This is a genomic window from Deefgea piscis (assembly GCF_013284055.1).
In the GTDB taxonomy this organism is placed as follows: domain Bacteria; phylum Pseudomonadota; class Gammaproteobacteria; order Burkholderiales; family Chitinibacteraceae; genus Deefgea; species Deefgea piscis.
This window is the reverse complement of the sequence record NZ_CP054143.1, coordinates 166,948-189,908: the sequence shown is the minus strand read 5'-3', so window position 1 is coordinate 189,908 and position 22,961 is coordinate 166,948. Positions and strand designations below refer to the sequence as shown.

The 22,961-nt window shown below is 48.3% G+C and carries 21 protein-coding genes and 3 tRNA genes; 13 read left to right on the top strand and 11 right to left on the bottom strand.

What is annotated here, in order from left to right; translation table 11 throughout:
- The first annotated feature begins 123 nt into the window (after positions 1-123).
- Positions 124-306, top strand: a complete 183-nt coding sequence (locus HQN60_RS00990; RefSeq protein ID WP_173531934.1) for a hypothetical protein — start codon at positions 124-126, stop codon at positions 304-306.
- Here HQN60_RS00990 and HQN60_RS00985 read toward each other — a convergent pair.
- Complete coding sequence (locus tag HQN60_RS00985) at positions 293-1,096, bottom strand: enoyl-CoA hydratase-related protein (protein WP_173531933.1); 804 nt, start codon at positions 1,094-1,096, stop codon at positions 293-295. The genes HQN60_RS00990 and HQN60_RS00985 overlap by 14 nt on opposite strands.
- Positions 1,097-1,205: 109 nt before the next feature.
- Between HQN60_RS00985 and HQN60_RS00980 the strand changes: the two genes are divergently transcribed.
- The 7 genes from HQN60_RS00980 (at position 1,206) to HQN60_RS00950 (ending at position 6,924) form a co-directional block, all read left to right on the top strand.
- On the top strand, positions 1,206-1,649 hold the full coding sequence (locus tag HQN60_RS00980; protein WP_254456652.1) for a DUF4870 domain-containing protein: 444 nt from the start codon (positions 1,206-1,208) through the stop codon (positions 1,647-1,649).
- Positions 1,650-2,474 carry a dienelactone hydrolase family protein gene (locus HQN60_RS00975; protein WP_173531932.1) on the top strand — a complete coding sequence of 275 codons (825 nt, stop codon included), beginning with the start codon at positions 1,650-1,652 and terminating at the stop codon, positions 2,472-2,474.
- A 95-nt stretch (positions 2,475-2,569) separates the two neighbouring features.
- On the top strand, positions 2,570-2,986 hold the full coding sequence (locus tag HQN60_RS00970) for a MaoC family dehydratase (RefSeq protein WP_173531931.1): 417 nt from the start codon (positions 2,570-2,572) through the stop codon (positions 2,984-2,986).
- A gap of 58 nt (positions 2,987-3,044) precedes the next feature.
- Positions 3,045-3,935 (top strand): D-hexose-6-phosphate mutarotase, encoded by an 891-nt coding sequence (locus HQN60_RS00965; protein ID WP_173531930.1) that lies wholly within the window; start codon positions 3,045-3,047, stop codon positions 3,933-3,935.
- Positions 3,936-3,996: 61 nt separating this feature from the next.
- On the top strand, positions 3,997-5,523 hold the full coding sequence (gene ubiD, locus HQN60_RS00960; protein WP_173531929.1) for a 4-hydroxy-3-polyprenylbenzoate decarboxylase: 1,527 nt from the start codon (positions 3,997-3,999) through the stop codon (positions 5,521-5,523).
- A gap of 168 nt (positions 5,524-5,691) precedes the next feature.
- The gene (locus HQN60_RS00955; protein WP_173531928.1) at positions 5,692-6,525 is read left to right on the top strand and encodes a CheR family methyltransferase; all 834 of its coding nucleotides are present in this window, start codon (positions 5,692-5,694) and stop codon (positions 6,523-6,525) included.
- On the top strand, positions 6,526-6,924 hold the full coding sequence (locus tag HQN60_RS00950; RefSeq protein ID WP_173531927.1) for a VOC family protein: 399 nt from the start codon (positions 6,526-6,528) through the stop codon (positions 6,922-6,924). It abuts the gene before it with no gap.
- A gap of 86 nt (positions 6,925-7,010) precedes the next feature.
- Here HQN60_RS00950 and HQN60_RS00945 read toward each other — a convergent pair whose 3' ends face one another.
- The 3 genes from HQN60_RS00945 to bfr (HQN60_RS00935) all read right to left on the bottom strand — a co-directional run bounded on the left by HQN60_RS00945 (position 7,011) and on the right by bfr (HQN60_RS00935) (position 8,991).
- Positions 7,011-7,760 carry a YdcF family protein gene (locus tag HQN60_RS00945; RefSeq protein ID WP_173531926.1) on the bottom strand — a complete coding sequence of 250 codons (750 nt, stop codon included), beginning with the start codon at positions 7,758-7,760 and terminating at the stop codon, positions 7,011-7,013.
- 278 nt (positions 7,761-8,038) lie between these two features.
- Positions 8,039-8,506 (bottom strand): bacterioferritin, encoded by a 468-nt coding sequence (bfr, locus tag HQN60_RS00940; protein ID WP_173531925.1) that lies wholly within the window; start codon positions 8,504-8,506, stop codon positions 8,039-8,041.
- An 11-nt stretch (positions 8,507-8,517) separates the two neighbouring features.
- Complete coding sequence (gene bfr / locus HQN60_RS00935) at positions 8,518-8,991, bottom strand: bacterioferritin (RefSeq protein WP_173531924.1); 474 nt, start codon at positions 8,989-8,991, stop codon at positions 8,518-8,520.
- A gap of 292 nt (positions 8,992-9,283) precedes the next feature.
- Between bfr (HQN60_RS00935) and hisN the strand changes: the two genes are divergently transcribed.
- The gene (gene hisN / locus HQN60_RS00930; protein ID WP_254456651.1) at positions 9,284-10,060 is read left to right on the top strand and encodes a histidinol-phosphatase; all 777 of its coding nucleotides are present in this window, start codon (positions 9,284-9,286) and stop codon (positions 10,058-10,060) included.
- A gap of 35 nt (positions 10,061-10,095) precedes the next feature.
- On the opposite strand, the gene HQN60_RS00925 is transcribed toward hisN, so the two are convergent.
- Entirely contained in the window at positions 10,096-11,373 is a 1,278-nt protein-coding gene (locus HQN60_RS00925) for a lytic polysaccharide monooxygenase (RefSeq protein ID WP_173531923.1), read from the bottom strand.
- 354 nt (positions 11,374-11,727) lie between these two features.
- Between HQN60_RS00925 and HQN60_RS00920 the strand changes: the two genes are divergently transcribed.
- The 3 genes from HQN60_RS00920 to HQN60_RS00910 all read left to right on the top strand — a co-directional run bounded on the left by HQN60_RS00920 (position 11,728) and on the right by HQN60_RS00910 (position 15,010).
- Positions 11,728-13,800: a carbon starvation CstA family protein gene (locus HQN60_RS00920; protein WP_173531922.1), complete on the top strand. Its 2,073-nt coding sequence runs from the start codon at positions 11,728-11,730 to the stop codon at positions 13,798-13,800.
- On the top strand, positions 13,793-13,999 hold the full coding sequence (locus HQN60_RS00915; RefSeq protein ID WP_217390187.1) for a YbdD/YjiX family protein: 207 nt from the start codon (positions 13,793-13,795) through the stop codon (positions 13,997-13,999). The genes HQN60_RS00920 and HQN60_RS00915 overlap by 8 nt, the downstream gene beginning before the upstream one ends.
- 159 nt (positions 14,000-14,158) lie before the next feature.
- Complete coding sequence (locus HQN60_RS00910; protein ID WP_173531920.1) at positions 14,159-15,010, top strand: sulfurtransferase; 852 nt, start codon at positions 14,159-14,161, stop codon at positions 15,008-15,010.
- 10 nt (positions 15,011-15,020) lie between these two features.
- On the opposite strand, the gene HQN60_RS00905 is transcribed toward HQN60_RS00910, so the two are convergent.
- A complete protein-coding gene (locus HQN60_RS00905) occupies positions 15,021-16,334 on the bottom strand; it encodes an anaerobic C4-dicarboxylate transporter family protein (protein ID WP_173531919.1) in 1,314 nt (437 codons plus the stop codon).
- A 291-nt stretch (positions 16,335-16,625) separates the two neighbouring features.
- Here HQN60_RS00905 and HQN60_RS00900 point away from each other — a divergent pair, with 291 nt between their 5' ends.
- Complete coding sequence (locus HQN60_RS00900) at positions 16,626-16,763, top strand: hypothetical protein (RefSeq protein WP_173531918.1); 138 nt, start codon at positions 16,626-16,628, stop codon at positions 16,761-16,763.
- A gap of 178 nt (positions 16,764-16,941) precedes the next feature.
- Here the strand turns inward: HQN60_RS00900 and hrpA are convergent, their stop codons facing one another.
- The 5 genes from hrpA to HQN60_RS00875 form a co-directional block, all read right to left on the bottom strand.
- Positions 16,942-20,889, bottom strand: coding sequence for an ATP-dependent RNA helicase HrpA (hrpA, locus tag HQN60_RS00895; protein WP_173531917.1), 3,948 nt, complete (start codon positions 20,887-20,889; stop codon positions 16,942-16,944).
- Between the two features lie 337 nt (positions 20,890-21,226).
- Positions 21,227-22,465 carry a PAS domain-containing protein gene (locus HQN60_RS00890; protein ID WP_173531916.1) on the bottom strand — a complete coding sequence of 413 codons (1,239 nt, stop codon included), beginning with the start codon at positions 22,463-22,465 and terminating at the stop codon, positions 21,227-21,229.
- Between the two features lie 122 nt (positions 22,466-22,587).
- Positions 22,588-22,664: transfer RNA gene (locus tag HQN60_RS00885), tRNA-Asp, on the bottom strand.
- A gap of 114 nt (positions 22,665-22,778) precedes the next feature.
- Positions 22,779-22,854, bottom strand: a tRNA-Val gene (locus HQN60_RS00880).
- Between the two features lie 13 nt (positions 22,855-22,867).
- Positions 22,868-22,944 (bottom strand) — tRNA-Asp (locus HQN60_RS00875).
- Positions 22,945-22,961 lie beyond the last annotated feature (17 nt).

The window sequence follows — 22,961 nt, the reverse complement described above, 5'->3', positions numbered from 1 at the left end:
CGTGCAGCTGCCGTTTTTTTTGAATAAAAATTGCATTTTTAAGTAATCGAGTCGATATATTAAAAAGTAAGACGAGTTGTTTTTCGTTCCTCAATGCGTAAGACCCTAATGGAGGAGCACACCATGATGACTATTTTGGATATGGCCACTGGCCGAGCGCTTAGCGCTTGCAGTGACGTAAGCACTAAATCCATACTGGATGAGCAAATTAATGCGCAGCAATTGGCTTTACGTTTGCTTTCTGTTGCAGAATCTGAAGAAAAGCAGCCGATTCCTCGGCCGCGACCATGGCTTACTGTGAATTAATTTGTGTCTGCCAATAAGGGGCTCTTTGCTCTAAATATGCATTGAGCCCTTCTTGCGCTTCTTCGTGAGTCCGAATATGGGCGATTCGATGTGCGGTATCCGAGATCATGGCATCATCAATCGCACGATGGTTGACCGAAGTGATTAATCGTTTAGTTGCCGCCAGTGCATGTGGGCTATTTTTCCCAATTTCACTGATCCAGTGTTCAATATGTGCATCCATATGCTCATCATCTTGATGCTGCTCATTCATTAATCCAATTTGCAGGGCAACGACGCTATTGAATTTTTCGGCGGTCAAAAAATACCGGCGCGCTGCGTTACTGCCAATCCGGTTCATGATATAAGGCCCAACAATGGCAGGAATGAGGCCTAGCCTCGTTTCAGGGATCATAAACCATGCATTTTTGGTACAAATAGCTAAATCACAGCATGAGATAATACCGAGGCCAATGCCTAGGGCTGGGCCATGAACTCGGGCGATTGTTGGAACCGGAAGTCGATCTAGTGTGCGCAATAAGGTTGCTAACTGAATGGCATCTTCAAAATTAAGGTCGGCATCTGCTGATGCACCTCGCTTCATCCAATTTAAATCGGCACCACTGCAAAAACAATGACCAGTGGCTTGAAGAATAACGGCTCTGATTTGGCTATCTTGCTGCAAAGCAATTAAGTGGGCTGTGAGCTCGCTAATCATCACTTCATCAATGGCATTGCGGGTGGCGGGGCGGTTTAGGGTCACTGTTGCAATACCGCGTTGATCGATATTGCAATAGATTGTTTGATCCATTATGTAGCCCTCGACGTCGGTTTTTGCTTCCCAAATTGGAAGTTCCTAGGTGGTTTAGCGTAGAAAATCGTCTGGCGCTAGGAGATTTTTATTTCCATTGCAGAACCTGATGAGCGTCGAGTTTGGCGCAGACATTGAGCGTATTGACTTTGTTCATCGTGCTCGCTGTGGTAAAGTCGCAGACCTCGTTTTGTCTTCAAAGCTCTTACTGATGCAGCCTTCTTTTTTGCCGCAAACTGCAATTTCTCAGCACAGTAAAAATGTGGCGCTCTTAGTCTATCTCTTCACTTTGTTTTTCAGCGTTATTCCAGGCTTAGTGGTGTATGTATTTTTGCGTGATGACGCTTTTGTCTTGAGCACAGGTAAAGAAGCACTCAATTGGTCGATTACAATGCTGCTTTGTAGTTTTGTATTGAGCCTAATTCCGTTTGTTGGCTGGCTGCTTGCGGGGGTGCTGTATTGTATACATGTTATTTGTTGTATTTTGGGAGCCATTAATGCAAGAAAAGGGTGGCTTTATCGATTTCCTTTTGCACTACGTTTGATTGCTTAAATGAAAATTGTTCTGAGTTTTTTCTTATTACTAGTTTCCGTCTCTACTGCTGCAGAAGAAGTGGTCATTAATTCTGGCAAGGTGAGCCTTGCTGGCTTTTTTCTTGCCCCGCCCAAACCAATGGGGCCGGCGATCTTGCTTTTGCATGGTTGTAATCGTTTGGATCAAAACCAAGCGTCCAATCATGAGCGGTTGATGAAAATGGCATCGTTATTGCAAGAAATGAATTTTGGCATTTTGATGCTCGACGAAGATGGCCCAAAAGGAAAACGCCAAGGCTGTTTTTCTAGCCGTAATAAACGAAAAAACACTGGCTTAAGAGCCAATGATGCGCAGATTGCCATTGCTTGGCTTAAAGCGAGAAACGAAGTTGATGCTAGCCGAATTGCGGTGATTGGCTGGTCTGATGGTGCTAGCACGGTGCTGGCATTAATGAATCGACGAGAGCCTGGGGTTAAATCCGCCGTAGCATTTTATCCCAACTGCCAAATGTTTTTAGGTCGCTCACCTTATCGTGTGGCGGCTCCCACCTTATTGCTTGTTGGGGAAGAAGGGAAAAAAAGCACTGCCGAATCTTGTCGGCGCTTAGGTGAAAAATCAGGGCAAGACCTATTTCATCAAGTGAGTTATCCCGATGCGGAGCATGACTTTGCAGATGCTGAAGTATTCAAAAACAAAGCACAAATGAATAAATTAGTTGATAGACGCGCCAATCCCAATTCCTTTGCGGCACAAGACGCTTGGCGACGCTCGTTTAAATGGATTTCGCGCTGGTTTGATCCTGAGCGCAGTATTCAAGGCATTCCACCGAGCACTTTGCCTTAATTTTTGCGCTGAATTAATAAAAGGATTGCTCATCCCTTGTACGATGGTTAATGTAGCTGATTGACGTTTTAATCAATCTGCATAAGGGGTTTGCAATGACTCGATTTTTGAATCAAATCGCCGTTGGTGATTCAGATGAATTTCGTAAAACGCTGACTGAAACCGATGTTGTGTTATTTGCAGGACTCAGTGGTGACAATAACCCGATGCATATTGATGAAGAGTTTGCCAGCCAAACTCCGTTTGCTGGGCGAATTGCCCATGGGATGTTAACCGCCAGTTTGATTTCAACCGTGATTGGCACAAAATTGCCCGGCCCGGGTTGCATTTATATGGGGCAAAATTTGCGCTTTGTGAAGCCAGTACGGATTGGCGATACGGTGACTGCGCGGGTCACGGTGCTTGAAGTTCTGCTTGATAAACAAAGAGTGAAATTATTGACCGAATGCTGGGTTAAAGGCGAAGTCGTTCTGACTGGGGATGCCTTGGTCTGGGTACCCGATCAAAAGTAATGCCGCTTGAATGCGGCTTTAAATTAAAATAAGCCGCATGGCGATGGAGTTTTTGCAAATGAAGCAAATCGAAACAATGTTAGCGCAAGTCAATGGTGTACGCCTGACAACGTCTAGTGCTTATTATCAAACCGAGGGCGAGGGCTTAGCCCTATTGGTGGTTGAAAATACCTTGGGCTCGGCCGTGTTGGCGCTGCAAGGCGCGCACTTGATTTCATACATTCCTGCGCAAGGCCAAGATTTGCTTTGGCTGTCACCCAATGCCATTTTTAAGCCAGCTAAAGCAATTCGCGGTGGCATTCCGCTGTGTATGCCATGGTTTGGTGGCCACCCTGATGGCTTGCCTTCACATGGTTTTGCCCGTGCCATGGATTGGCAGTTGCGCTCAGCGCAAAATTTAGCTGATGGTGGTACCGAGCTGGTTTTATGCTTGCAAGACAATGAACAAACCTTGGCGATTTGGCCACATGCGTTTGAGTTTGAATTGACTGTTCGAGTAGGGCGTTGCTTGGATTTAAGTTTAAAAATCGAAAATCGAAGCGATACATCTCTACCGTATACCTACGCGTTCCATAGCTACTTTGCAGTTGAAGACTATACCCAGGTTGCTGTGCAAGGTTTGGCGGGTTGCGAATATATTGATACCGTCGGTGAGCATGTCCGCTTATTGCAAACGGGCGATATGACTTTTTCTGGTACCACCGATCGGGTGTATTTAAATGTGCCAGCCGAGCAAAAAATTGTGACTGCTCAGCGTAGCATTCAAATTGTTAGCGATACGCACAGTGCTGTTGTTTGGAATCCGGGCGCACATGCGGCCAATATTGGCGATCTTGGCGCGGGTGTGAATCAAACTTTTGTCTGTGTTGAACGCGGCAATGTGTTTGATAATGGCTTATTGCTCGCCGCAGGTGAAACGCATACCGCGACCATGAGCTTATCGGCTTAAATTAACGCATTAACGACGACTACGCCCGGTCATCACCGGGCATTTTTTTGGGTGGCTAGTTATGAAGTACCATGATTTGCGTGATTTTATGGCGCAGCTGGAAGTGCAAGGCGAATTAAAGCGGATTCAGATTCCGGTTTCGCCTCAATTAGAAATGACTGAGCTGTGTGACCGTATTTTGCGCGCCCAAGGCCCTGCCGTTTTATTTGAAAATGTACCCGGTCATACGATGCCAGTATTGGCAAATCTGTTTGGTACGCCGCGCCGCGTGGCGCTAGGGATGGGGGCACAAGAAGTCTCCGCGCTCAGAGAGATTGGTCATACTTTGGCCTATCTAAAAGAGCCTGAACCGCCAAAGGGCTTTAAAGATGCGTGGGATAAACTGCCACTGCTCAAGCAAGTGCTCAATATGGCGCCCAAAGAAGTACGCAAAGGGCTTTGCCAAGAAAACGTGATTGCCGGAACGGATGTCGACCTGACACAACTGCCGATTCAACATTGCTGGCCGGGTGATATTGCACCGCTGATTACATGGGGCTTGGTCGTCACCCGTGGGCCGAATAAAAAGCGGCAAAATCTGGGTATTTATCGGCAGCAATTAATTGCAAAAAACCAATTAATTATGCGCTGGCTGGCTCATCGTGGCGGCGCATTGGATTTTCGTGAGCATGCCAAACAAAACCCAGGCGTGGACTACCCCGTCGCCGTGGTGTTAGGTTGCGATCCAGCGACCATTCTTGGCGCAGTGACGCCGGTACCGGATTCACTGAGTGAATACCAATTTGCGGGACTGTTGCGCGGCAGCAAAACCGAGTTGGTCAAATGCATCGGTTCTGATTTACAAGTGCCAGCCAGCGCAGAAATCATTCTCGAAGGCGTGCTTAAAGCCTGCGAAACAGGATATAGCGGTTTTTCTGAGCATGGCACTCCGCTAAAAGAAGTGAATGGTTTCTTGCATGCCCTAGAAGGCCCGTATGGCGATCACACGGGTTATTACAATGAGCAAGATTGGTTTCCAGTGTTTGAAGTTGAGCGCATCACCAGTCGGCCGGATCCGATTTATCACAGCACCTACACCGGCAAACCGCCAGATGAACCGGCAATTTTGGGCGTGGCACTGAATGAAGTCTTTGTGCCTATTTTGCAAAAACAATTTCCAGAAATTGTTGATTTTTATCTGCCCCCCGAAGGCTGCAGCTATCGGATGGCGATTGTATCGATCAAAAAACAATATCCAGGCCATGCTAAACGCATTATGTTTGGTGTTTGGTCTTATTTGCGTCAGTTTATGTACACTAAATACATCATTATTGTTGATGATGATGTCGATTGCCGCGATTGGAAAGAAGTCATTTGGGCCATTACCACCAGAATGGATCCAGTACGTGACACCACGCTGGTTGAGCATACTCCGATCGATTATCTGGACTTTGCCAGTCCAATTTCGGGTTTGGGCGGCAAAATGGGCTTGGATGCCACCAATAAAATGCCCGGTGAAACCCATAGGGAATGGGGGCGGGTGATTGAGCGTGACGCTGGCGCTGTCGCCAGAATTAATGCGATTTGGAATGATTTAGGTTTGAAATAAAATTTGTTGTATCGCTAAACGTCAGTTAGCGTTGAGTTGAGCTGCTTAGTGGGGCTAATTGAAGTCAGAAGCTAGACATCAATTGTGCGACTGAGCAGCAATACTCATATAATCAGACCTAATGTGAACAGCCTCGAATACGCCGTTGTTATTTCTGGAAATGCCTACATGCTGTCTAATCATCGAGAATTTCAATTTACTGATGCGGACTTTGAAAAGGTTCGCACCCTGATTTACAACTATGCCGGTATTGCGCTGGCGAGCTCAAAACAAGATATGGTTTATGGGCGCTTGGCCAAACGCTTACGCGCATTAAATTTAAAATCGTTTAATGATTATTTGCATGTTTTAGAGCGCGGCGATCAAAAAGAATTTGAATTATTTACCAATTCATTAACGACCAATCTCACCTCGTTTTTTCGAGAAGCGCATCATTTTGATATTCTTAATCAGCAATTAAAAACGCTGCGTACCGTGGGGGTTATTAATATTTGGTGCTCTGCCTCAAGCACTGGCGAAGAGCCGTATTCAATTGCAATCACCGCCTGCGAAGCATTTGATAGCTTGCGCCCACCGGTGAAAGTCTTGGCTACTGACTTAGACACCAATGTGCTCGATGTTGCTCGCTTAGGGATTTATCCCGCTGATGAGGTACAAAAATTAGGTCCACAACGGGTGAGTCGATTTTTTAATCAGCAAGCGGATGGGCGTTATCAATTAAAGCAAGAGCTGCGCGATATGATTGTATTTCGCAAGCTGAATTTAATTGAAGCCAATTGGATGATTCGTGGACAATTTGATGCCATATTTTGTCGCAACGTGATGATTTATTTTGATAAACCAACACAGCTCAAAATATTGCAACGATTTGCCCCGTTAATGAAAACGGCAGGTTTACTGTATGTCGGGCACTCAGAAAATTTGTACCATGCTGTTGAGTATTTTAAATTGCAGGGTAAAACCGTGTATGAATTAGCCCAAGCCAGTCCTCTAGCTCGATAAATGCAAGCTCGAATTAGTTTTATTACCTTGGCGGTGAACGATTTAAATCGATCATTGATTTTTTATCGTGATGCGCTGGGGTTAACGCCGCGTAAAGTCACTGAGCAAGTGGTTTTTTTTGATTTCTCAACGCTGCAATTGGCGCTGTATTGTGCGGATGCTTTGGCGTGCGACTTGGGGACAACATTAGCGCCTGCTGGCTTAGGGCGCAGTGCCTTGGCGCATAATGTCGCCGCCGCGGGCGAGGTCGATCAACTGCTGCAGCAAGCGCTGCAAGGTGGCGCAGTCTTACTCAAGGCGGCGCACTGGGCGAAATGGGGTGCATATTGCGCCTTTTTTGCCGACCCTGATGGCCATATTTGGGAAGTCGTCTGGCACCCAGATTTTGTCTATTCTTAAAAATAAATTTAAAAATAAATCGTCAACAGACCCTAGGTATTGCGCTGTACTGCATTTAGCTTGTCTGCTTGGTGGCAATACCGGTCTTATATTTTCCTGAGTTGATACCACGTCTGCCCGAGTAGTTCACGCAGAGCGTTGCTGCTAGTGGCCAAATTTTTGGCGCGCGGCACGAAGCTTAAGATGCTGAATGCTTCATGGTGGTGATAGTCTGTTGGCTGAGGAAACACCGTAAAACCGGCTTTTTCAAAGCTACGGATTGCGCGTGGTAAATGATCGGCTGAACTGACTAACAGAATATTTTTGTGTTGTGGCAGTAATAATTTAGCGCTCTGGCTGGCATTGTCGGCGCTATCGTTTGAGCTTGATTCAAGCCAAGTGACCTTAACATTAAAATCATTGTGTAAGCTTTGTTGCATATATTTGGCTTCGCTCTCGCCGCCCAATGGCGAGCCACCGCTGACCAAAACGGGTAGCTGATGCAGTCGGTGAAGTTGTGCGGTATAACGGACACGCGATAAAGTCACATTATTAATGGTTTCACTTTCTGGCATATCAAGCGCGCCAAAACGTTTGCCTCCGCCAAGCACAACGATGGCTGTGGCGCTCGTGTTGGCCTCAAGCGGTGGTTTTAATTCAACTCGACTCGCAAGTGCATTACTCATTAGCGGCGTGCTAAATAGATACAGTGCCAATAATGTGGACCAAGATAGCCATAAACTCCATTTTGGCGCGCGATGGCGTAATGAAAAAGCCAGTGCCAATAATAAAATTAAGCTACCCGGAGGCAGTAAAAAGCTACTGATGATGCTTTTAAGTATGACGCTGAATGCCATTGCAGACTCAAAATAAAAAGGGGCTAGTTTAGTGGCAAAATAGCCACATTGCCGTATACATTGTCGTGGGGTGTGGCCATTTAAACCCATGGTTTAGTGTGTTTTTTGTGGCACTGTCATCTTTACGGCATCGTCATATCGATGAATTGACTGTGCCATTATGGGGTATTACGCTGTAGGCGTTTAAATTTATTGGCTATAACTAAATACCCAAGGCATAAAAAAGACTCGATCTCGTTGAGATAGATCGAGTCTTTTTATTACTTGCGGTAGGTGGATTACATCTGCGATTGCAGGTAGTTTTCCAAACTGATTTGACGAATCAACAATAATTGTTGCTCTAGCCAATGCGCGTGGTCTTGCTCGGTATCATCGAGCAAAGTGACTAAAATTTCGCGCGTCACATAATCGTGTTCTTTTTCGCAGATGGCGATCGATTTTTTGAGCGCTGCGGCCACTTCATATTCGGTATCTAAATCCAGCTGCAGCATTTGCGCGACATTTTGCCCAATGCGTAATGGCGTACGATCGGCCATATTTGGCGTGCCGTCTAAAAATAAAATGCGCTTGATGAGGAGTGTGGCGTGGCCAATTTCATCTTGGCGTTCATGATCGATGCGGGTAAATAGTTTGTCATAACCCCAGTTGTGATACATCTGGCTATGAATAAAATATTGATCAATTGAGCTCAGCTCAGCGGCAAGCAAACTATTGAGTGCTTGTAAAACGGCAGGATGACCTTGCATGATGTATTTCCTTATTCGCCAAACGCTTGTGATTGCAGATAGTTGGCCAGACCCATGTCTTTGATTAAGGTTTGTTGGGTTTCGAGCCAATCGACATATTCTTCTTCCTCTTCTAAAAGATGCACCAAGACATCACGGCTCACATAGTCTTGCGCGTGTTCACAGGACTTGATGGCATCACGTAGTGTCAGCAGCATGCTGCTATAGAGCGTTAAATCACAAGCGAGCATTTCGGCGACATCCTCACCGATCAGTAGCTTTCCTAGCTCTTGTAGATTGGGCAGCCCCTCTAAGAACAAAATCCGTTCAATGAGTTTATCGGCTTGTTTCATCGCATCAATCGATTGATGGTAAACCTTGCTATTGAGTTGTTGATAGCCCCAGTTTTTATAAATTCTGGCGTGCAAAAAGGTTTGATTAATGGCGATTAATTCATTGCCTAGTACGCCATTGAGTATTTTGAGTATTTTTTTATCGCCTTGCATCTTTTGCTCCAGTCGCTAAAAGGGAATGCACTTTTTGCTCATTACTGCGTGTTGAGGTTTGACCCGCTGCCGAAGTGGCGTACTGCAAATGGTTGCGAATATGGATAAAAGTGTACTCTTTTAGTCGGGAATTTCAATTTTTAATGATCAATGCCATGCGCTTATCAAAGTGCTCGCGTTTAAAGCAGTATTTGCGGCAAGTCGTAATAAAAAAATGAATTTACTGGCAGTGACATACTGCCTGTCATCAATTCCCCGTAAAATCATCTTATTTTTACCAATGGAGATGGTCGTGATTCCCAGCCCACAACAAATAGCGTTTGCGCAAAAATTAGCCGATGCCAGTGCCGCCGTGATTGCGCGTTATTACCGCACCGGTTTGGCTGTTGACGATAAGCTCGACGACAGCCCAGTTACGCAAGCTGATCGTGAGGCTGAGCAAGTGATGCGCGCTTTAATTCAGGCGGAACGGCCCGATGAGGGGATTATTGGCGAAGAGTTTGGTGCCGAACGAGAAAACGCCGATTGGGTGTGGGTGCTCGATCCTATTGATGGCACCAAAGCGTTTATTACGGGTCGACCGTTATTTGTCACTTTGATCGGATTGCTCTACCAAGGCCAGCCCGTGCTGGGCTTGATTAATCAACCGATTGCTAAAGAGCGCTGGCTCGGTGTGATTGGCCAAGGTTGTACGCTTAATGGTGAAGCGATCACTGTGAGCCAAATTAATGATTTAGCCCGCGCACGGGTAGGCACTACAGGTCCGCAATATTTTTCTGAACGCAGCTGGTCGTTATTTAATCCATTTCAAGCACAGGGCCGATTTACGGTGTATGGCGGCGATGGCTACCAATATGCTTTGGTCGCAACGGGCGGCTTGGATGTGGTGATTGAAGAGGGCTTAAAACTGCATGATTTTGCTGCGGTTGCACCGGTGGTGATTGCTGCTGGCGGCATGATGACCGATTGGCAAGGTCAAGCTTTAGTCAAAAACTCAGTCGGGCAGGTGATTGCAAGTAATGGGCCAGTATTACATCAACTGGCTTTAGCGGCGATGCACAACGCTTAAAAAAATAGCCCGTTTAAAACGGGCTATTTGCTTGATTATTTACAAATACCGAGGTCTTTCCAGACACCCCATTGGCCAGAAGCCGTTGGTACTTCACCGGCAGTCCACCATTTATTGCTATACAGGCGGCCGTTATAGCTCACTTTGGTATTGGGCGCGGCATAGGTGGTCGCTGTATTCCACGCTGGAGCGCAAGTCGCAGCAGGGCTAGTCGTTGGTGGCACTGGCGTAGCAGTGGGGGTTGCTGTTGGTGTAGGTGTAGCAGTTGGTGTTGGCGTTGGGCTGGCGCTTGGCTTGGCGGTCGGGGTTGGCGTCGGCACTGGGGTTGGCGTGGCGCCACCCGGTGCTGCGATATCAATTTGATAGCTCACAGCTAAACCACTGCGATTATAGACGCGGTTATCTTGCGTACTTTTCACTGGGTTAATGGTGTTATTGCTTTGTAATACGCCAATGCTGACATATTTTGAAACGCTATTAACTTGTTGCGCCAAGGTGTAAGGCCAGTTAGCCGCAAGATTGGTTTGCAAGCCGGTGAACGAATCAAAGCCCAGCGTGGTGCTGGTGCTTTCTAGGTCGCGCCCATCTTGATCAAATAAGCGGAAAGTGACCTTGGTGTTCGCGCTTAAGTCTTGTGCTGAACGAATTTGCCCGAGCTCTTTAAAGGTTGAAACGCCACCGGTGAAGTTGACATCAGAGCAAGAGTAAAATGCTTCTGCGCTGTCGCTGCGTTGCCAAACCAAATAGATAATATGCTGGCCTTTTTTGGCTGGCAGTTTGCATTGCAATTTATAACGTTTATTGCTGTCGACCGGCAGATTACCCAAGGTGCAGAATTTTTCTAAGTCAGCCCATTTCAATGCGGTATTTGGATTCCAGCCATCACGCGTGACAAACAACTGCCAGTCGCGGGTTTGATGCGGTGCTGTGCCGTTGAAAATAAACTCAAAATTACCGTTAGCATCCGGCGCGATAGGCGTTGTCGCCCAGTCGGTGCGCGGTAAATTTAAACCGGCATAATCACTACGACCACCACCGCACAGCTGGCCATCTGGCACAAAGGCTTGGTGATTGCCATTGGGCAATTGGCTCACACCGGGCCAATCGTACAGCATTTGCTTGCCTGAAGTGGCAGCAGCGGCTTCGCAAGCGGCTGATTTAAGTGTTTCAGGGCCTTCATTAAAACAGCTCAATCCGCGGCTCACTGGGACTTCCATTGAGCCGTGAGCTGAAACCATTTGCGGCATGAGTAGTGCGCCGCTTGAAACTAAAAAGCTGCTGGCCAGTAAGCCAGAAAGTTGTTTCTTATTCATTTGTCTTCTCCAGTATCCATTTTTTTATTCTTAGTCTTGGTTATTTAAGCTTTTGATAATATTGAATAACTCAGCTAAGCGGCGCTAATTTAGCATTTGCTTGGTGGCATCACAACTGTTTCTTACAAGGTGTTGCATTGCGTTTTATGCTGAGCTGGCGGTGAATTGAATGGCTGTAAATCACGCATCCGCGATGATTTTAATGCGGTGAATTAAGTGAGAGCAGTTCCTGCACGAGCCGACCCTAAAGCAACAGTTAGATTACATATGTTGACTCGAGTGGTAAGTTGGTGCGAGAAATGTCGTAATGACGCAGGCATAAGCGTTTTTACTCAGTCTCAGGAGAATTGAAAAATGCAGAGCATCAAGGAAAAAGCCATCTGGCTTTTTATTGCTTTAATGGGCGCGGCCGCATTTGGCACCATTGCGCTCAATCGAGGTGAATCGATTAACGCGGTGTGGCTGATTGTGGCAGCGATGTCGTGTTATGCGATTGCTTATCGCTTTTATAGCCGCTTTATTGCGGAGAAAGTATTAGAGCTCAACGATCAACGCCTCACTCCGGCAGAAAAGCACAGTGATGGCTTAGATTATGTACCGACCAATAAATGGGTGTTATTTGGTCATCATTTTGCTGCGATTGCTGGGGCGGGGCCTTTGGTGGGGCCGGTGCTTGCGGCGCAAATGGGCTATTTGCCCGGCACTTTATGGCTGCTGGCGGGGGTGATGCTCGCTGGTGCGGTGCAGGACATGATTATTTTATTTATCTCCACACGGCGCGATGGTAAGTCCTTGGGGGAAATGATTAAGGCCGAATTAGGTTCGGTGGCTGGCGTGATTGCGATGATTGGTATTTTGCTGATTATGGTGATTTTGCTCGCAGTCTTGGCCTTGGTGGTGGTCAAGGCGCTGGTGGGCAGTCCTTGGGGCACGTTTACCATTGCGGCGACCATTCCAATTGCCTTTTTTATGGGCATTTATATGCGCTATATCCGGCCCGGACAAATCGCTGAAATCTCGATTATTGGTTTTGTGTTGCTGATGCTGGCGATTGTTTATGGCGGCGATGTGGCGCAAAACCCAACGATGGCGGCGATGTTCACACTGAAAGGCGAAACCTTGGCATGGTCGCTGATTATTTATGGCTTTGTCGCTTCGGTATTGCCGGTTTGGTTGTTGCTGGCGCCACGGGATTATTTGTCGACTTTTTTAAAAATCGGCACCATTGTGGGCTTGGCCATTGGGATTATCTACGTGGCACCGACTTTAAAAATGCCTAGTGTGACGCAGTTTATTGATGGTTCTGGTCCGGTGTTTGCGGGCAATATTTTCCCGTTTTTGTTTATCACCATTGCCTGTGGTGCCGTATCGGGATTTCATGCGCTGGTAGCGTCAGGTACCACGCCAAAAATGATCGAGCGCGAAAGCCATATTCGGCCGATTGGTTATGGCGCGATGTTGATGGAATCCTTTGTGGCGGTGATGGCTTTGATTGCCGCTTGCGTGCTTGAGCCGGGGATTTATTTTGCGATGAATGCACCTGCGGCGCTGATTGGCAAAACCACAGCGGAAGCCGCCACGGTGATTTCGAGCTGGGGCTATGTGATTACCCCCGAAATGCTGACGCAAATGGCTAAAGATGTCGGTGAAACCACGATCTTGAGCCGTGCCGGCGGCGCGCCAACATTGGCCGTTGGCATGGCGCATATTTTAAGCCAAGTCTTTGGTGGTCCTACAGCGATGGCTTTTTGGTATCACTTTGCCATTTTGTTTGAAGCGCTGTTTATTCTAACCACCATCGATGCCGGTACCCGTGTTTGCCGATTTATGATTCAGGATTTACTCGGCACGTTTGTTCCGGCATTAGGTAATACACAAAGCTGGCCGGCAAACTTGATTGCCACCACGCTGGCGGTATCGGGCTGGGGCTACTTTTTGTACCAAGGGGTGATTGATCCACTCGGCGGGATTAATACCTTGTGGCCTTTATTTGGGATTGCCAATCAAATGCTGGCAGGGATTGCGCTGATTTTGGCGACCACGGTGTTGGTAAAAATGAAAAAGCAGCGTTATATCTGGGTGACTTTGTTACCTACCTTGTGGATTTTAGTGATCACGATGACGGCAGGTTGGCATAAATTATTTAATGCCAGTCCGAAAATCGGCTTTTTGGCGCATGCCGATAAATTCAAAGCGGCACTGGCGCAAGGTGAGTTACTCGCTCCAGCCAAAACCGCAGTGCAAATGCAGCAAATCATCGTTAATGATTATGTCAATGCCAGTCTGTGCGCGATTTTTATGGCGATTGTCATCACCATGCTGTTGGCCGCACTGCGGGTGATTCATAAAGCATGGCAGGCGGAGCATTCAACGGTACAAGAAGCTGAGTTGCTGCTGCGTGGTGATGAGGCGCCTGCCAATGCCTAAGGCGCCGTTGCTGGTGCTGGCACGTATTCAGCAGACTTTTCGTTTGATGGTCGGGGTGCAAGATTACGCGCACTATTTGGCCCATATGGCAGCTAAGCATCCGGAATTAACGCCGATGGATAAAAAAGCGTTTTATCGGGCCGCCATCGACGCGCGTTATCCGGGCAAAAGTGGCAAGCTGAGTAAATGCCCTTGTTAAATTGATATTCACCGCAAAACCGCCTGAAGTTAAGGCGGTTTTTTTACGCCTAGCGGCGTTGGTTGATGACGACAGTTGCCGACAACGCGACTGTATTGAATCGGGCTTAGGGGTATGATCAAGTAACCCTTTGATCCTCTATATGACAAGGAAATACCCATGCATGCAGTAATCAGCGTTTCGCAGTTGCAACAGCAGTTCAATGACCCGAAACGGGTGATTATTGACTGCCGGCATGATTTAAGTGATCCACAAGCAGGGCGTAATGCCTATTTGACGTCGCATATCAAAGGGGCACAATTTTTGCATTTGGATGAAGACCTTGCTGGCGTATTGACGGGCAAAAATGGTCGTCACCCACTGCCGGACCCTGCGCTATTGGCTAAAAAACTCGGTGCCTTAGGGATTGATGCACAAAGCCATGTTGTTGCCTACGATGCCAGCGGCGGCCCGTTTGCGGCGCGACTATGGTTTTTGCTGCGTTGGCTCGGGTTTGAACGTTGCCAAGTCCTCGATGGTGGTTGGGCTGCTTGGTTGCAAGCGGAAGGTGCGCTGGCATCAGGCCCGGCAACCGTATCCGTTCAAACAGAGTTCCTCGTTCAACTGCAGCCAGACTATATGGTGACCGCCGATGCGGTGTTGGCTAATTTAAGTACCCCGCAATTTACCGTGATCGATGCGCGTAGTGCCGAGCGATTTGCTGGGCGCGGAGAAACACTCGATCCGGTCGGTGGACATATTCCGGGGGCTAAAAATCGCTTTTTTATGCTGAATTTGGATCAGGGCTACTTTAAATCGAGTGAGCAATTACATCAAGAATGGCGCGATTTAATGGGCGAGATACCCAGTACAGAATGGGTGCAGCAATGTGGGAGTGGTGTCACTGCGTGCCATAATTTATTGGCAATGGAAGTGGCCGGATTTAAAGGCGGGCGCTTATACGCTGGATCTTGGAGTGAGTGGTGTAGCGATACCAGCCGCCCGATGGTGTTATCGAGCGAACTGGCATAGGGATTAAGATTTAAAACAAAAACTTAATCAAAATAAAACCGCTACCGACCGAGGTAATTGAGCACACCAAGCCGGGCAGCATAAAGCTGTGATTGAGGAGGTACTTACCGATTTTCGTCGTTCCGGTGCGGTCAAAATTGATCGCAGCGATGACGGTTGGGTAGTTGGGGATAAAGAAATAACCATTCACACTTGGGAACATCGCAATCAAGGCTGGCGTTGGTAAGCCGAGCGCAATCCCCAGTGGCAGCATGGCGCGAATCGTGGCGGCTTGCGAATACAATAAAATCGACATTCCAAATAGTGCCACGGCAAATAGCCAAGGCTGTGCAGTAACAATATCTTTGATTGAGCCAGAGAAGAACGCCAAATTGCCTTGAATAAAGGTGTCTCCCATCCAAGCCACACCAAAAATCCCGATCACTGCGGCGGAACCTGCGCGAAATACCGAGCCTTTAATGACTTCTTCAGGGTTTACTTTACTGCAGATCAAAATCAATGCCGCTGCAGAGAGCATGACCATTTCAATGGCTTGTGACATATTGAGTTTGATCGTTTCTCCATCAACCACCCACGATGGACGCAATTCAGGGAATGAGCCCAGCAAAACCACGCTGACGACGGCAATAAAAAACAGCCACACTGAACGGCGAGCACCCGTAGGCAATGCGCTTTGTTCGCGGTCTTTTTCGTGTGCAAAATCGCCGCGTTCTAGCCGTTCGCGATACACCGGGTCCAGATGCAACTCGCAACCTTGGCGGCTAGCCATTAAAGCGCCAGCCATGGTGCCGATTAAGGTCGCTGGAATCGCGATTTGCAAAATATCGCCTAAATGAATACCTGCTGGCGACAATAAGGCCAGCAGAGCCACGGTCGCGGCGGAGATCGGGCTGGCGGTAATCGCCGCTTGCGATGCAATCACCGCAATTGATAACGGCCGCTCAGGGCGAACGCCCGATTCATGTGCGACTTCGGCAATCACCGGCAAAACGGCATACGCCACATGGCCAGTACCGGCAAATAAAGTGAAGCAGTAGGTGACTAAAGGTGCAAAAAAAGTAATTCGCTTCGGATTACGGCGCAGGATTTTCTCGGCAATGCGCACCAGAAAGTCCATACCACCGGCCGCTTGTAAACAGCCCGCCGTAGTGATGACCGCGATAATCATCAGCATGACATCGATAGGGGCGGAGGTGGGTTGTAAACCAAAACCAAATACCAAAATCGCCAAACCTAGGCCGCCCATGACGCCAAGGCCAATTCCGGATATTCGCGCACCGAGTAAGATCGCCGATAAGACGACTAATAATTCAAGAGCAATCAAAACGTTATCCTCAATCAGAAGGGGGGCAATGCTGCCATAAAAGCCTGCGGTTGGCTTTGTCCGGTTCGACTATTTGGAGGGTAAGGGTAATATTTACGCCAACATCAGGTGCCGTGCTTGAGCTTAGGGGCAATCTCGGCGATTAACCAACACCAGCTTACTATGTTGTCGAATTTGCTGCGTTTAAAATGTCTTCTTTATGTCATTTTTAGACGGGTTGCTGACTTTTTTATAAAAAATGACCCGCTGCTCGATTAATATAAAGACGTGAATCCCACTTAGGAGGCGATCATGTCTGACGAAACCTGGTTTATGTTAGTGCTTTTTGCCGCAACTTTTTTCCCAATTGCCGCTTGGCTATTACCTTGGAAAAAAAATGTATTCCCCAATCAATCTGTGGCGCCAGAATGCGAGAAAAATCAGCGCTAGTGAATTGTTTGCATTGATTTTTGTATTCTAGTGCGACATCTGCGGGTTAAACGGCACAGTCAAAAATTCAATAACTCAACAAATAAACAGGGTATTGCCAGCAATGTGCTTTAAATAAAAGCCAAGCTGGCAATACCCTGATTTTTTTACACCCGCTCTAAATCAAATTCGTATCCATTTAGCGTTTGGTGAGCTCATCCCAGACTTTGTTTAAGCGCTTGAGCGATACCGGATACGGCGTTTTTAATTCTTGCGCAAACAGGCCAATGCGCAATTCTTCAATCATCCATCTAAACGGCAGTAATTTGGCGGTATCACGACCTTCTTTTTGCCACTTGCCGATTTCAGCGATATACCTTGCCATTAGCTCATTGACCTCGGCACCACGTTGACCATCTCGCGATGGGTTTTGCGCGCGTTTTTCTAAGCGTATTTTCATCGCTTTGATATACAGCGGTAAACGCGGCATTTGCTCCCACGGCGTTGCGCTTAAAAATCTCGGATAAATCAGCGTGGCCAATTGGGTTTTAAGTTCATTTTGAATATTGCCACCTTTGGCTAACAAGCCGCTGAGGGCGACAAAGTCAGGGGCAATCTCATTTAAAATCCGCAACACGCCATCTCGCACCGAGGGTAGGCGCACGCGAGCGCGGCTTTTTTGCTCGTTAAACGCTTTCATTGTGCGTGGCGCTTCATCGTCACCGAGAAAAGCGCGGTTGCAAATGCAGGCAATCACGTCGGCCATCAGCTCATCGCTATTGCCTAGGCTGCGAAAATGAATCGCCAGTTGATTAAAATTGGGTAGGCTTTTTGGTAGTTGTTTGAGGTGATCTTTCAGCTCAAATTGCAATAGTCGAATCACGCCAGCGCGATGTGCTTCATTGGCGGCATGTTCGGTATCAAATAAGCGGATGGCGACGCAGTCTTTGCGGCTACCATCAGCGGCGACTTCTTCATCGGGCACGAGTCCGGGATAGCCGGTCATGGCTTTGCCGTGGCGCTGAAAGCTCAGTTTATTCGGTAGGTCACCAAAATCCCATTTGGTAATGCCTGATTTTTCAATGCCGGTGGTTTCATCGGCCGTATCGCGGAAGGTGAGTTGGGCGGCTTCGCCCAATTGGGCGCGAATCGCGATTAAGTCACGGCCTTGGGCGAGTTCTTGCCCAGCATCATCGATCACCCGGAAGTTCATCCGCAAATGCAGTGGCAAATCATTGGGGTTGAGCTCGTCAGCGCTAACGGGTTGGCCTACGCCACGAGTAATGCATTGCGCCAGTTGCGGTAATAACGGTTCTTCACGGCTGGCTGTTTCCAGTGCCGTGAGCATTTTGGTAGCAAATTCCGGCACCGGTACGCACAGGCGGCGGATCGATTTGGGGAGCGACTTAATCAATAAGGTGATTTTTTCGCGAATCAGCCCTGGTACCAGCCAATCAAACGTAGCGTGATTGACGCGGTTAAGTAAATGCAAGGGTAGGGTAATGGTCACACCATCAAGGATATGGCCGGGTTCAAAGCGATACCCCAGTGGTAGTTTGACATCATGCAGGCGGAAAAACTCAGGGTATTGCTCCTCAGTCACCGCTGCCGCGCTGTGCTGCATTAAATCGTCTTTTTGCAGATACAGCAGTTGCGGATTGAGTTTTTCTGCACCTTTACGCCAAGCTTCAAAGCCGGCGCCATTAACAATGTCTTGCGGAATGCGCGAATCAAAAAAAGCAAATAAGGCATTTTCATCGACCAAGACGTCTTGGCGACGCGCTTTGTGCTCGAGCTCTTCAACGTCGAGCAGCATGGCAAAGTTATGCTCAAAAAACTTGGCTTTGGAGTTGTAATTAAAGCGCACTAAGGCTTCGCGAATAAACATCTCGCGCGCCTCAGTGGGATTGATACTGCCGTAGTGTACTTGCCGGCGGGCGACAATCGGTAAGCCATACAGCGTAATCCTTAGCGATGCATTCACTTGCGCGCTGTCTTTGCTCCAGTGCGGGTCAAAATATTGTTTTTTGATGAGATGCGGCGCGAGTTTTTCCACCCATTCCGGTTCAATCACCGCAACGCAGCGTGCGTACAGCTTGCTGGTTTCAACCAGTTCAGCGGCGACAATCCATTTAGGCCGAGCTTTTTTTAGGCTAGAGCCGGGAAACACATTAAATTTAAGGCCGCGAGCGCCAAGGTATTCGTCGTTTTCCGGTTGTTTAAAGCCTAAATTGCCGAGCAAGCCGGTAATCAAGGCTTTATGAATTTGCTCAAATGTCGCGGGCTTTTCGTTCAGGCGGAACGGTGCATGGCGGCTGCGCGAATCGCTGACCTCGTCGCTAATCACCATATCGGACAATTGTTTGTGTAGCTCGCGCCATTCGCGTAAGCGCAAGTAGGACAAGAACGACCGGTGACAATCTTGGACTAGCTGGCGGTTGGTGGTTTTGTCGGCCAGCAGTTTTTCAAAGAAATCCCACAAACGCAAATAGGATAAAAAGTCGGATTTTTCTTCATTAAACTTGGCGTGCGCTTGATCGGCTGCAGCGCGCGCATCATACGGGCGCTCGCGTGGATCTTGCAGCGATAGACCTGAGGTAATAATCAGCATTTCTTTCAGGCAGCCCTCATCACGCCCAGCCAGTAGCATGCGGCCAACGCGTGGGTCTACCGGCAGGCGGGATAATTGTCGGCCGATATCAGTGAGGGTATCGCTCTCGGTCACAGCACCTAATTCGCGTAGCTGTTGATACCCATCAGAAATAAGTTTGCTTGACGGCGCTTCTAAGAATGGAAACTGATCGACATTGCCGAGTTTAAGTGCGGCCATGCGCAAAATAACGCCGGCTAAACTGGAGCGGGTGATTTCTGGATCGGTAAATTCTGAACGCAGCAAAAAGTCTTGCTCTGAATACAAGCGCACGCAAATGCCGCTAGCGACGCGCCCGCAGCGACCTGCGCGCTGGCGAGCTGAGGCTTGCGAGATTTTTTCGATTAGTAACTGTTCGACTTTGGCGCGCGGGCTGTAGCGGTTAATTCGCGCTTGGCCGCTGTCGATGACGTATCGGATGCCGGGTACCGTTAAGGACGTCTCGGCCACATTGGTTGCCAGCACGATACGTCGGCCAGTGCTGCTCGGGCGAAAGATCCGCTGCTGGTCTTCATTGGATAATCGGGCAAACAGTGGCAAAATTTCAGCGTCACGCAATTTGGCTTTGCGTAGTTCTTCGGCGGTTTCGCGGATTTCGCGCTCGCCGGGCAAAAATACCAGCACATCGCCGCTACCGTCTTTGCGCCACAACTCATCCACCGCTTGGGCGATGGCTTCTTCCATTTCGATTTCTTGGTCGTCTTCGTCTTTGCTGGCGAGTGCTTTGTAGCGCACTTCAACCGGGAAGGTGCGGCCAGAGACTTCGAGTACCGGTGCATTGTTAAAATGCTGGCTAAAGCGATCCGAATCAATGGTCGCTGAGGTAACGATGACTTTGAGGTCGGGGCGGCGCGGGAGTAATTGCTTGAGGTAGCCGAGCAAAAAATCAATATTTAAGCTGCGCTCGTGCGCCTCGTCGATGATGATGGTGTCGTATTGATTGAGGTAGCGATCAGATAGCGTTTCGGCGAGCAAAATCCCGTCGGTCATCAATTTGATGTACGACGACGGTGAGCTTTTATCGGTAAATCGGACTTTATAGCCGACGATGCTGCCGGTTTCGCTATTGAGCTCTTGTGCGATACGGCTGGCCACCGAGCGTGCCGCCAAGCGACGTGGTTGAGTGTGCCCAATCAGCCCACGGACACCACGGCCCAGCTCAAGGCAGATTTTCGGCAATTGCGTGGTTTTACCCGAGCCGGTTTCGCCGCAAATAATCACGACTTGATGCTTGGCAATCGCCGCTTTAATCTCGTCTCGCCGCTGATTAACGGGCAGGCTGTCGTCGTATTCAGGCTTGGGCAGGCGTTCTCGGCGCAGCTGGGCTTTGGCGAGTGATCTCTCGATTCCGGCTTGCAGCTCTGCAAGTTGCGGCGCGAAATCTTGCTGCTTTTTCTGCCGATCACTGCATTGCTGGAGTTGGCGAGAAAGCGTGGGGTAGTCATTGGATAGACAGTCAGCGATGTGTGCGCGTAGGGCGCGAAAATCCAGATTCATTGCAGCGAGGCTTAAAAGGCACTAAAGCTGCAATTTTAGCATGTTGCTCGCTGATTCTAGGGTCTGTTGACGTTTAGTTTGCCTGCCGCGTTTGCGCGGATTTTGGCCTGAGGCAAGGCACGAAGCGCGCAGCGTAGCCATTCTACGTTAGCGCTTGGTAACGCAGCATCAGGCCAAAAGCCGCCAAACCCTGCGGGCTGGGCGCTTTTCGCGGCGATTCTGTGTTGTAGCAAGCTCACATAGAATGACTATGCATCGCTTACTACGCCTTGATTCGCCGCGAAAAGCACTCCAGCGCGGCGGGAAACCAAACGTCAACAGACCCTAGGTAGAAGGCTTAATGCAGCGTAATTAAGTGGGTATTTTGATTGCCCCGATCCACTTTATACAGCTCGCAATGGATGGCTTCGCCTTGTGGGGTTTTAAGATGCGTGAGATTGGCGTATTTATTTTCACCCATCGCCAGCTGGCTAATGCATTCACCAATGATTTTGTCGGCGCTCAGGCCAAGCCGTGTGCAGGCGGCCACATTGGCAAATTGAATGATTTCGTTTTCAACCAATAAGAAAGGCTGTGGCAACACATCGGCCATGGCACGAACCAGATGGCTGGTGCCGACTTGGGCTTGTTCGGATTCTTTGAGGTGCGTGATGTCGATGGCAATGGTCAAAATATAAATTTGCCCTTCACGCTCTAGCGGGATTTTGGTGAGGTCAAACCAGTGTGTTCGGCCATTGTGCAGTGTGCAATGGTCTTCGAGCCGCACGGTATTGCCATACTGCAATACGTCATCATCGCCAGCGGTTAGGATTGAGGTATCTTCATCTAGGCCCATATGGGATTGGACTAGTAGCTCATGCCCCAGTAATGATTGGGTTGCTTGGTTGACCAATAAAAAGCGGCGGTGTTTGTCTCGAACAAAAATTAGACTCGGGTTGGCATCTAAAATTTGCTGGGTAAAGCGTTGTTGTTGAAACAGCGCTGCTTCAATGGCTTTGGTGCTAGAAATGTCGCGAATAATCACTACGCAGCTGCGCGAAGTGAGCGGAGCTAAGCGCGCTTCAAAAGTGATTTCGGTGTTGTCTAACTGATATTCAAAACGTTGTGCGGTCTGGGTATTTTGAATTTTAATCAGACTTTCTAAAAATTGGCGTGAAACACGCGCAGGAAACAAGATAGCGAGCTTGCTTTGCGCTACGCCGTCAGGATGATTGTCATTGAGAGCTTGGTTTTGCGCGGTGACACGGCGACTGGCATAGTCGATGGTCCAAATTAAATCGGGTAAAGCAGCGAGTGTATCAGTGGCTTGAGCAGGAGGAACTATCGTGCTGTTTTGACTAATGAGTGGGGTTTTTTCTGCTTTAGGCTTGGAAATAATAAGAGCAGTGATGAGTGTTGCCAAAATTAACACTAGGTTAATGCCAATCAACACTTGATTTGAGGTGGTCTGGCTTTGTGCCGCAAAAGTCATGATCAAAATAAACAGACTCATGCTTATGGCGATATAAATGAGCAAACGAACTGGCCCAATTTGACTGCGTGCTTTGAGTTTTGACGTAGACGGATTTGGGGTCATAAGCAATGAGTGCATGCCATTTGAATGGATAGAATGGCTGCAATCTTAACGTGATTGCTATGTCTTGAATATGAAATTTTAAGTAAATACTAGGAGAAACAACAGGATGCTGCGATGGGATTTGGCGGAGTGGACGGGACTCGAACCCGCGACCCCCGGCGTGACAGGCCGGTATTCTAACCAACTGAACTACCACTCCGCAGTGGTAAATATAAACTGCTCTGCATTATCAATAATTCAAATTAATGCAGTAATGCGAATTAAACTGTTTAACAGGAATATGACTCACTGTTGAAAACAACTTAATTGAAATTGGTGGGTCGTGACGGGGTCGAACCGCCGACATCCTGCTTGTAAGGCAGGCGCTCTACCAACTGAGCTAACGACCCATTTTGAAACTAGTGGCGGAGTGGACGGGACTCGAACCCGCGACCCCCGGCGTGACAGGCCGGTATTCTAACCAACTGAACTACCACTCCGCAGTGGTATAACTTTT

Bases quoted from the DNA above. Each gene is read 5' to 3' on its own strand.
- HQN60_RS00990 (WP_173531934.1), top strand. From the start codon at position 124: ATGATGACTATTTTGGATATGGCCACTGGCCGAGCGCTTAGCGCTTGC.
- HQN60_RS00985 (WP_173531933.1), bottom strand. From the start codon at position 1,096: ATGGATCAAACAATCTATTGCAATATCGATCAACGCGGTATTGCAACA.
- HQN60_RS00980 (WP_254456652.1), top strand. From the start codon at position 1,206: ATGAGCGTCGAGTTTGGCGCAGACATTGAGCGTATTGACTTTGTTCAT.
- HQN60_RS00975 (WP_173531932.1), top strand. From the start codon at position 1,650: ATGAAAATTGTTCTGAGTTTTTTCTTATTACTAGTTTCCGTCTCTACT.
- HQN60_RS00970 (WP_173531931.1), top strand. From the start codon at position 2,570: ATGACTCGATTTTTGAATCAAATCGCCGTTGGTGATTCAGATGAATTT.
- HQN60_RS00965 (WP_173531930.1), top strand. From the start codon at position 3,045: ATGAAGCAAATCGAAACAATGTTAGCGCAAGTCAATGGTGTACGCCTG.
- ubiD (WP_173531929.1), top strand. From the start codon at position 3,997: ATGAAGTACCATGATTTGCGTGATTTTATGGCGCAGCTGGAAGTGCAA.
- HQN60_RS00955 (WP_173531928.1), top strand. From the start codon at position 5,692: ATGCTGTCTAATCATCGAGAATTTCAATTTACTGATGCGGACTTTGAA.
- HQN60_RS00950 (WP_173531927.1), top strand. From the start codon at position 6,526: ATGCAAGCTCGAATTAGTTTTATTACCTTGGCGGTGAACGATTTAAAT.
- HQN60_RS00945 (WP_173531926.1), bottom strand. From the start codon at position 7,760: ATGGCATTCAGCGTCATACTTAAAAGCATCATCAGTAGCTTTTTACTG.
- bfr (WP_173531925.1), bottom strand. From the start codon at position 8,506: ATGCAAGGTCATCCTGCCGTTTTACAAGCACTCAATAGTTTGCTTGCC.
- bfr (WP_173531924.1), bottom strand. From the start codon at position 8,991: ATGCAAGGCGATAAAAAAATACTCAAAATACTCAATGGCGTACTAGGC.
- HQN60_RS00925 (WP_173531923.1), bottom strand. From the start codon at position 11,373: ATGAATAAGAAACAACTTTCTGGCTTACTGGCCAGCAGCTTTTTAGTT.
- HQN60_RS00920 (WP_173531922.1), top strand. From the start codon at position 11,728: ATGCAGAGCATCAAGGAAAAAGCCATCTGGCTTTTTATTGCTTTAATG.
- HQN60_RS00915 (WP_217390187.1), top strand. From the start codon at position 13,793: ATGCCTAAGGCGCCGTTGCTGGTGCTGGCACGTATTCAGCAGACTTTT.
- HQN60_RS00910 (WP_173531920.1), top strand. From the start codon at position 14,159: ATGCATGCAGTAATCAGCGTTTCGCAGTTGCAACAGCAGTTCAATGAC.
- HQN60_RS00900 (WP_173531918.1), top strand. From the start codon at position 16,626: ATGTCTGACGAAACCTGGTTTATGTTAGTGCTTTTTGCCGCAACTTTT.
- hrpA (WP_173531917.1), bottom strand. From the start codon at position 20,889: ATGAATCTGGATTTTCGCGCCCTACGCGCACACATCGCTGACTGTCTA.
- HQN60_RS00890 (WP_173531916.1), bottom strand. From the start codon at position 22,465: ATGACCCCAAATCCGTCTACGTCAAAACTCAAAGCACGCAGTCAAATT.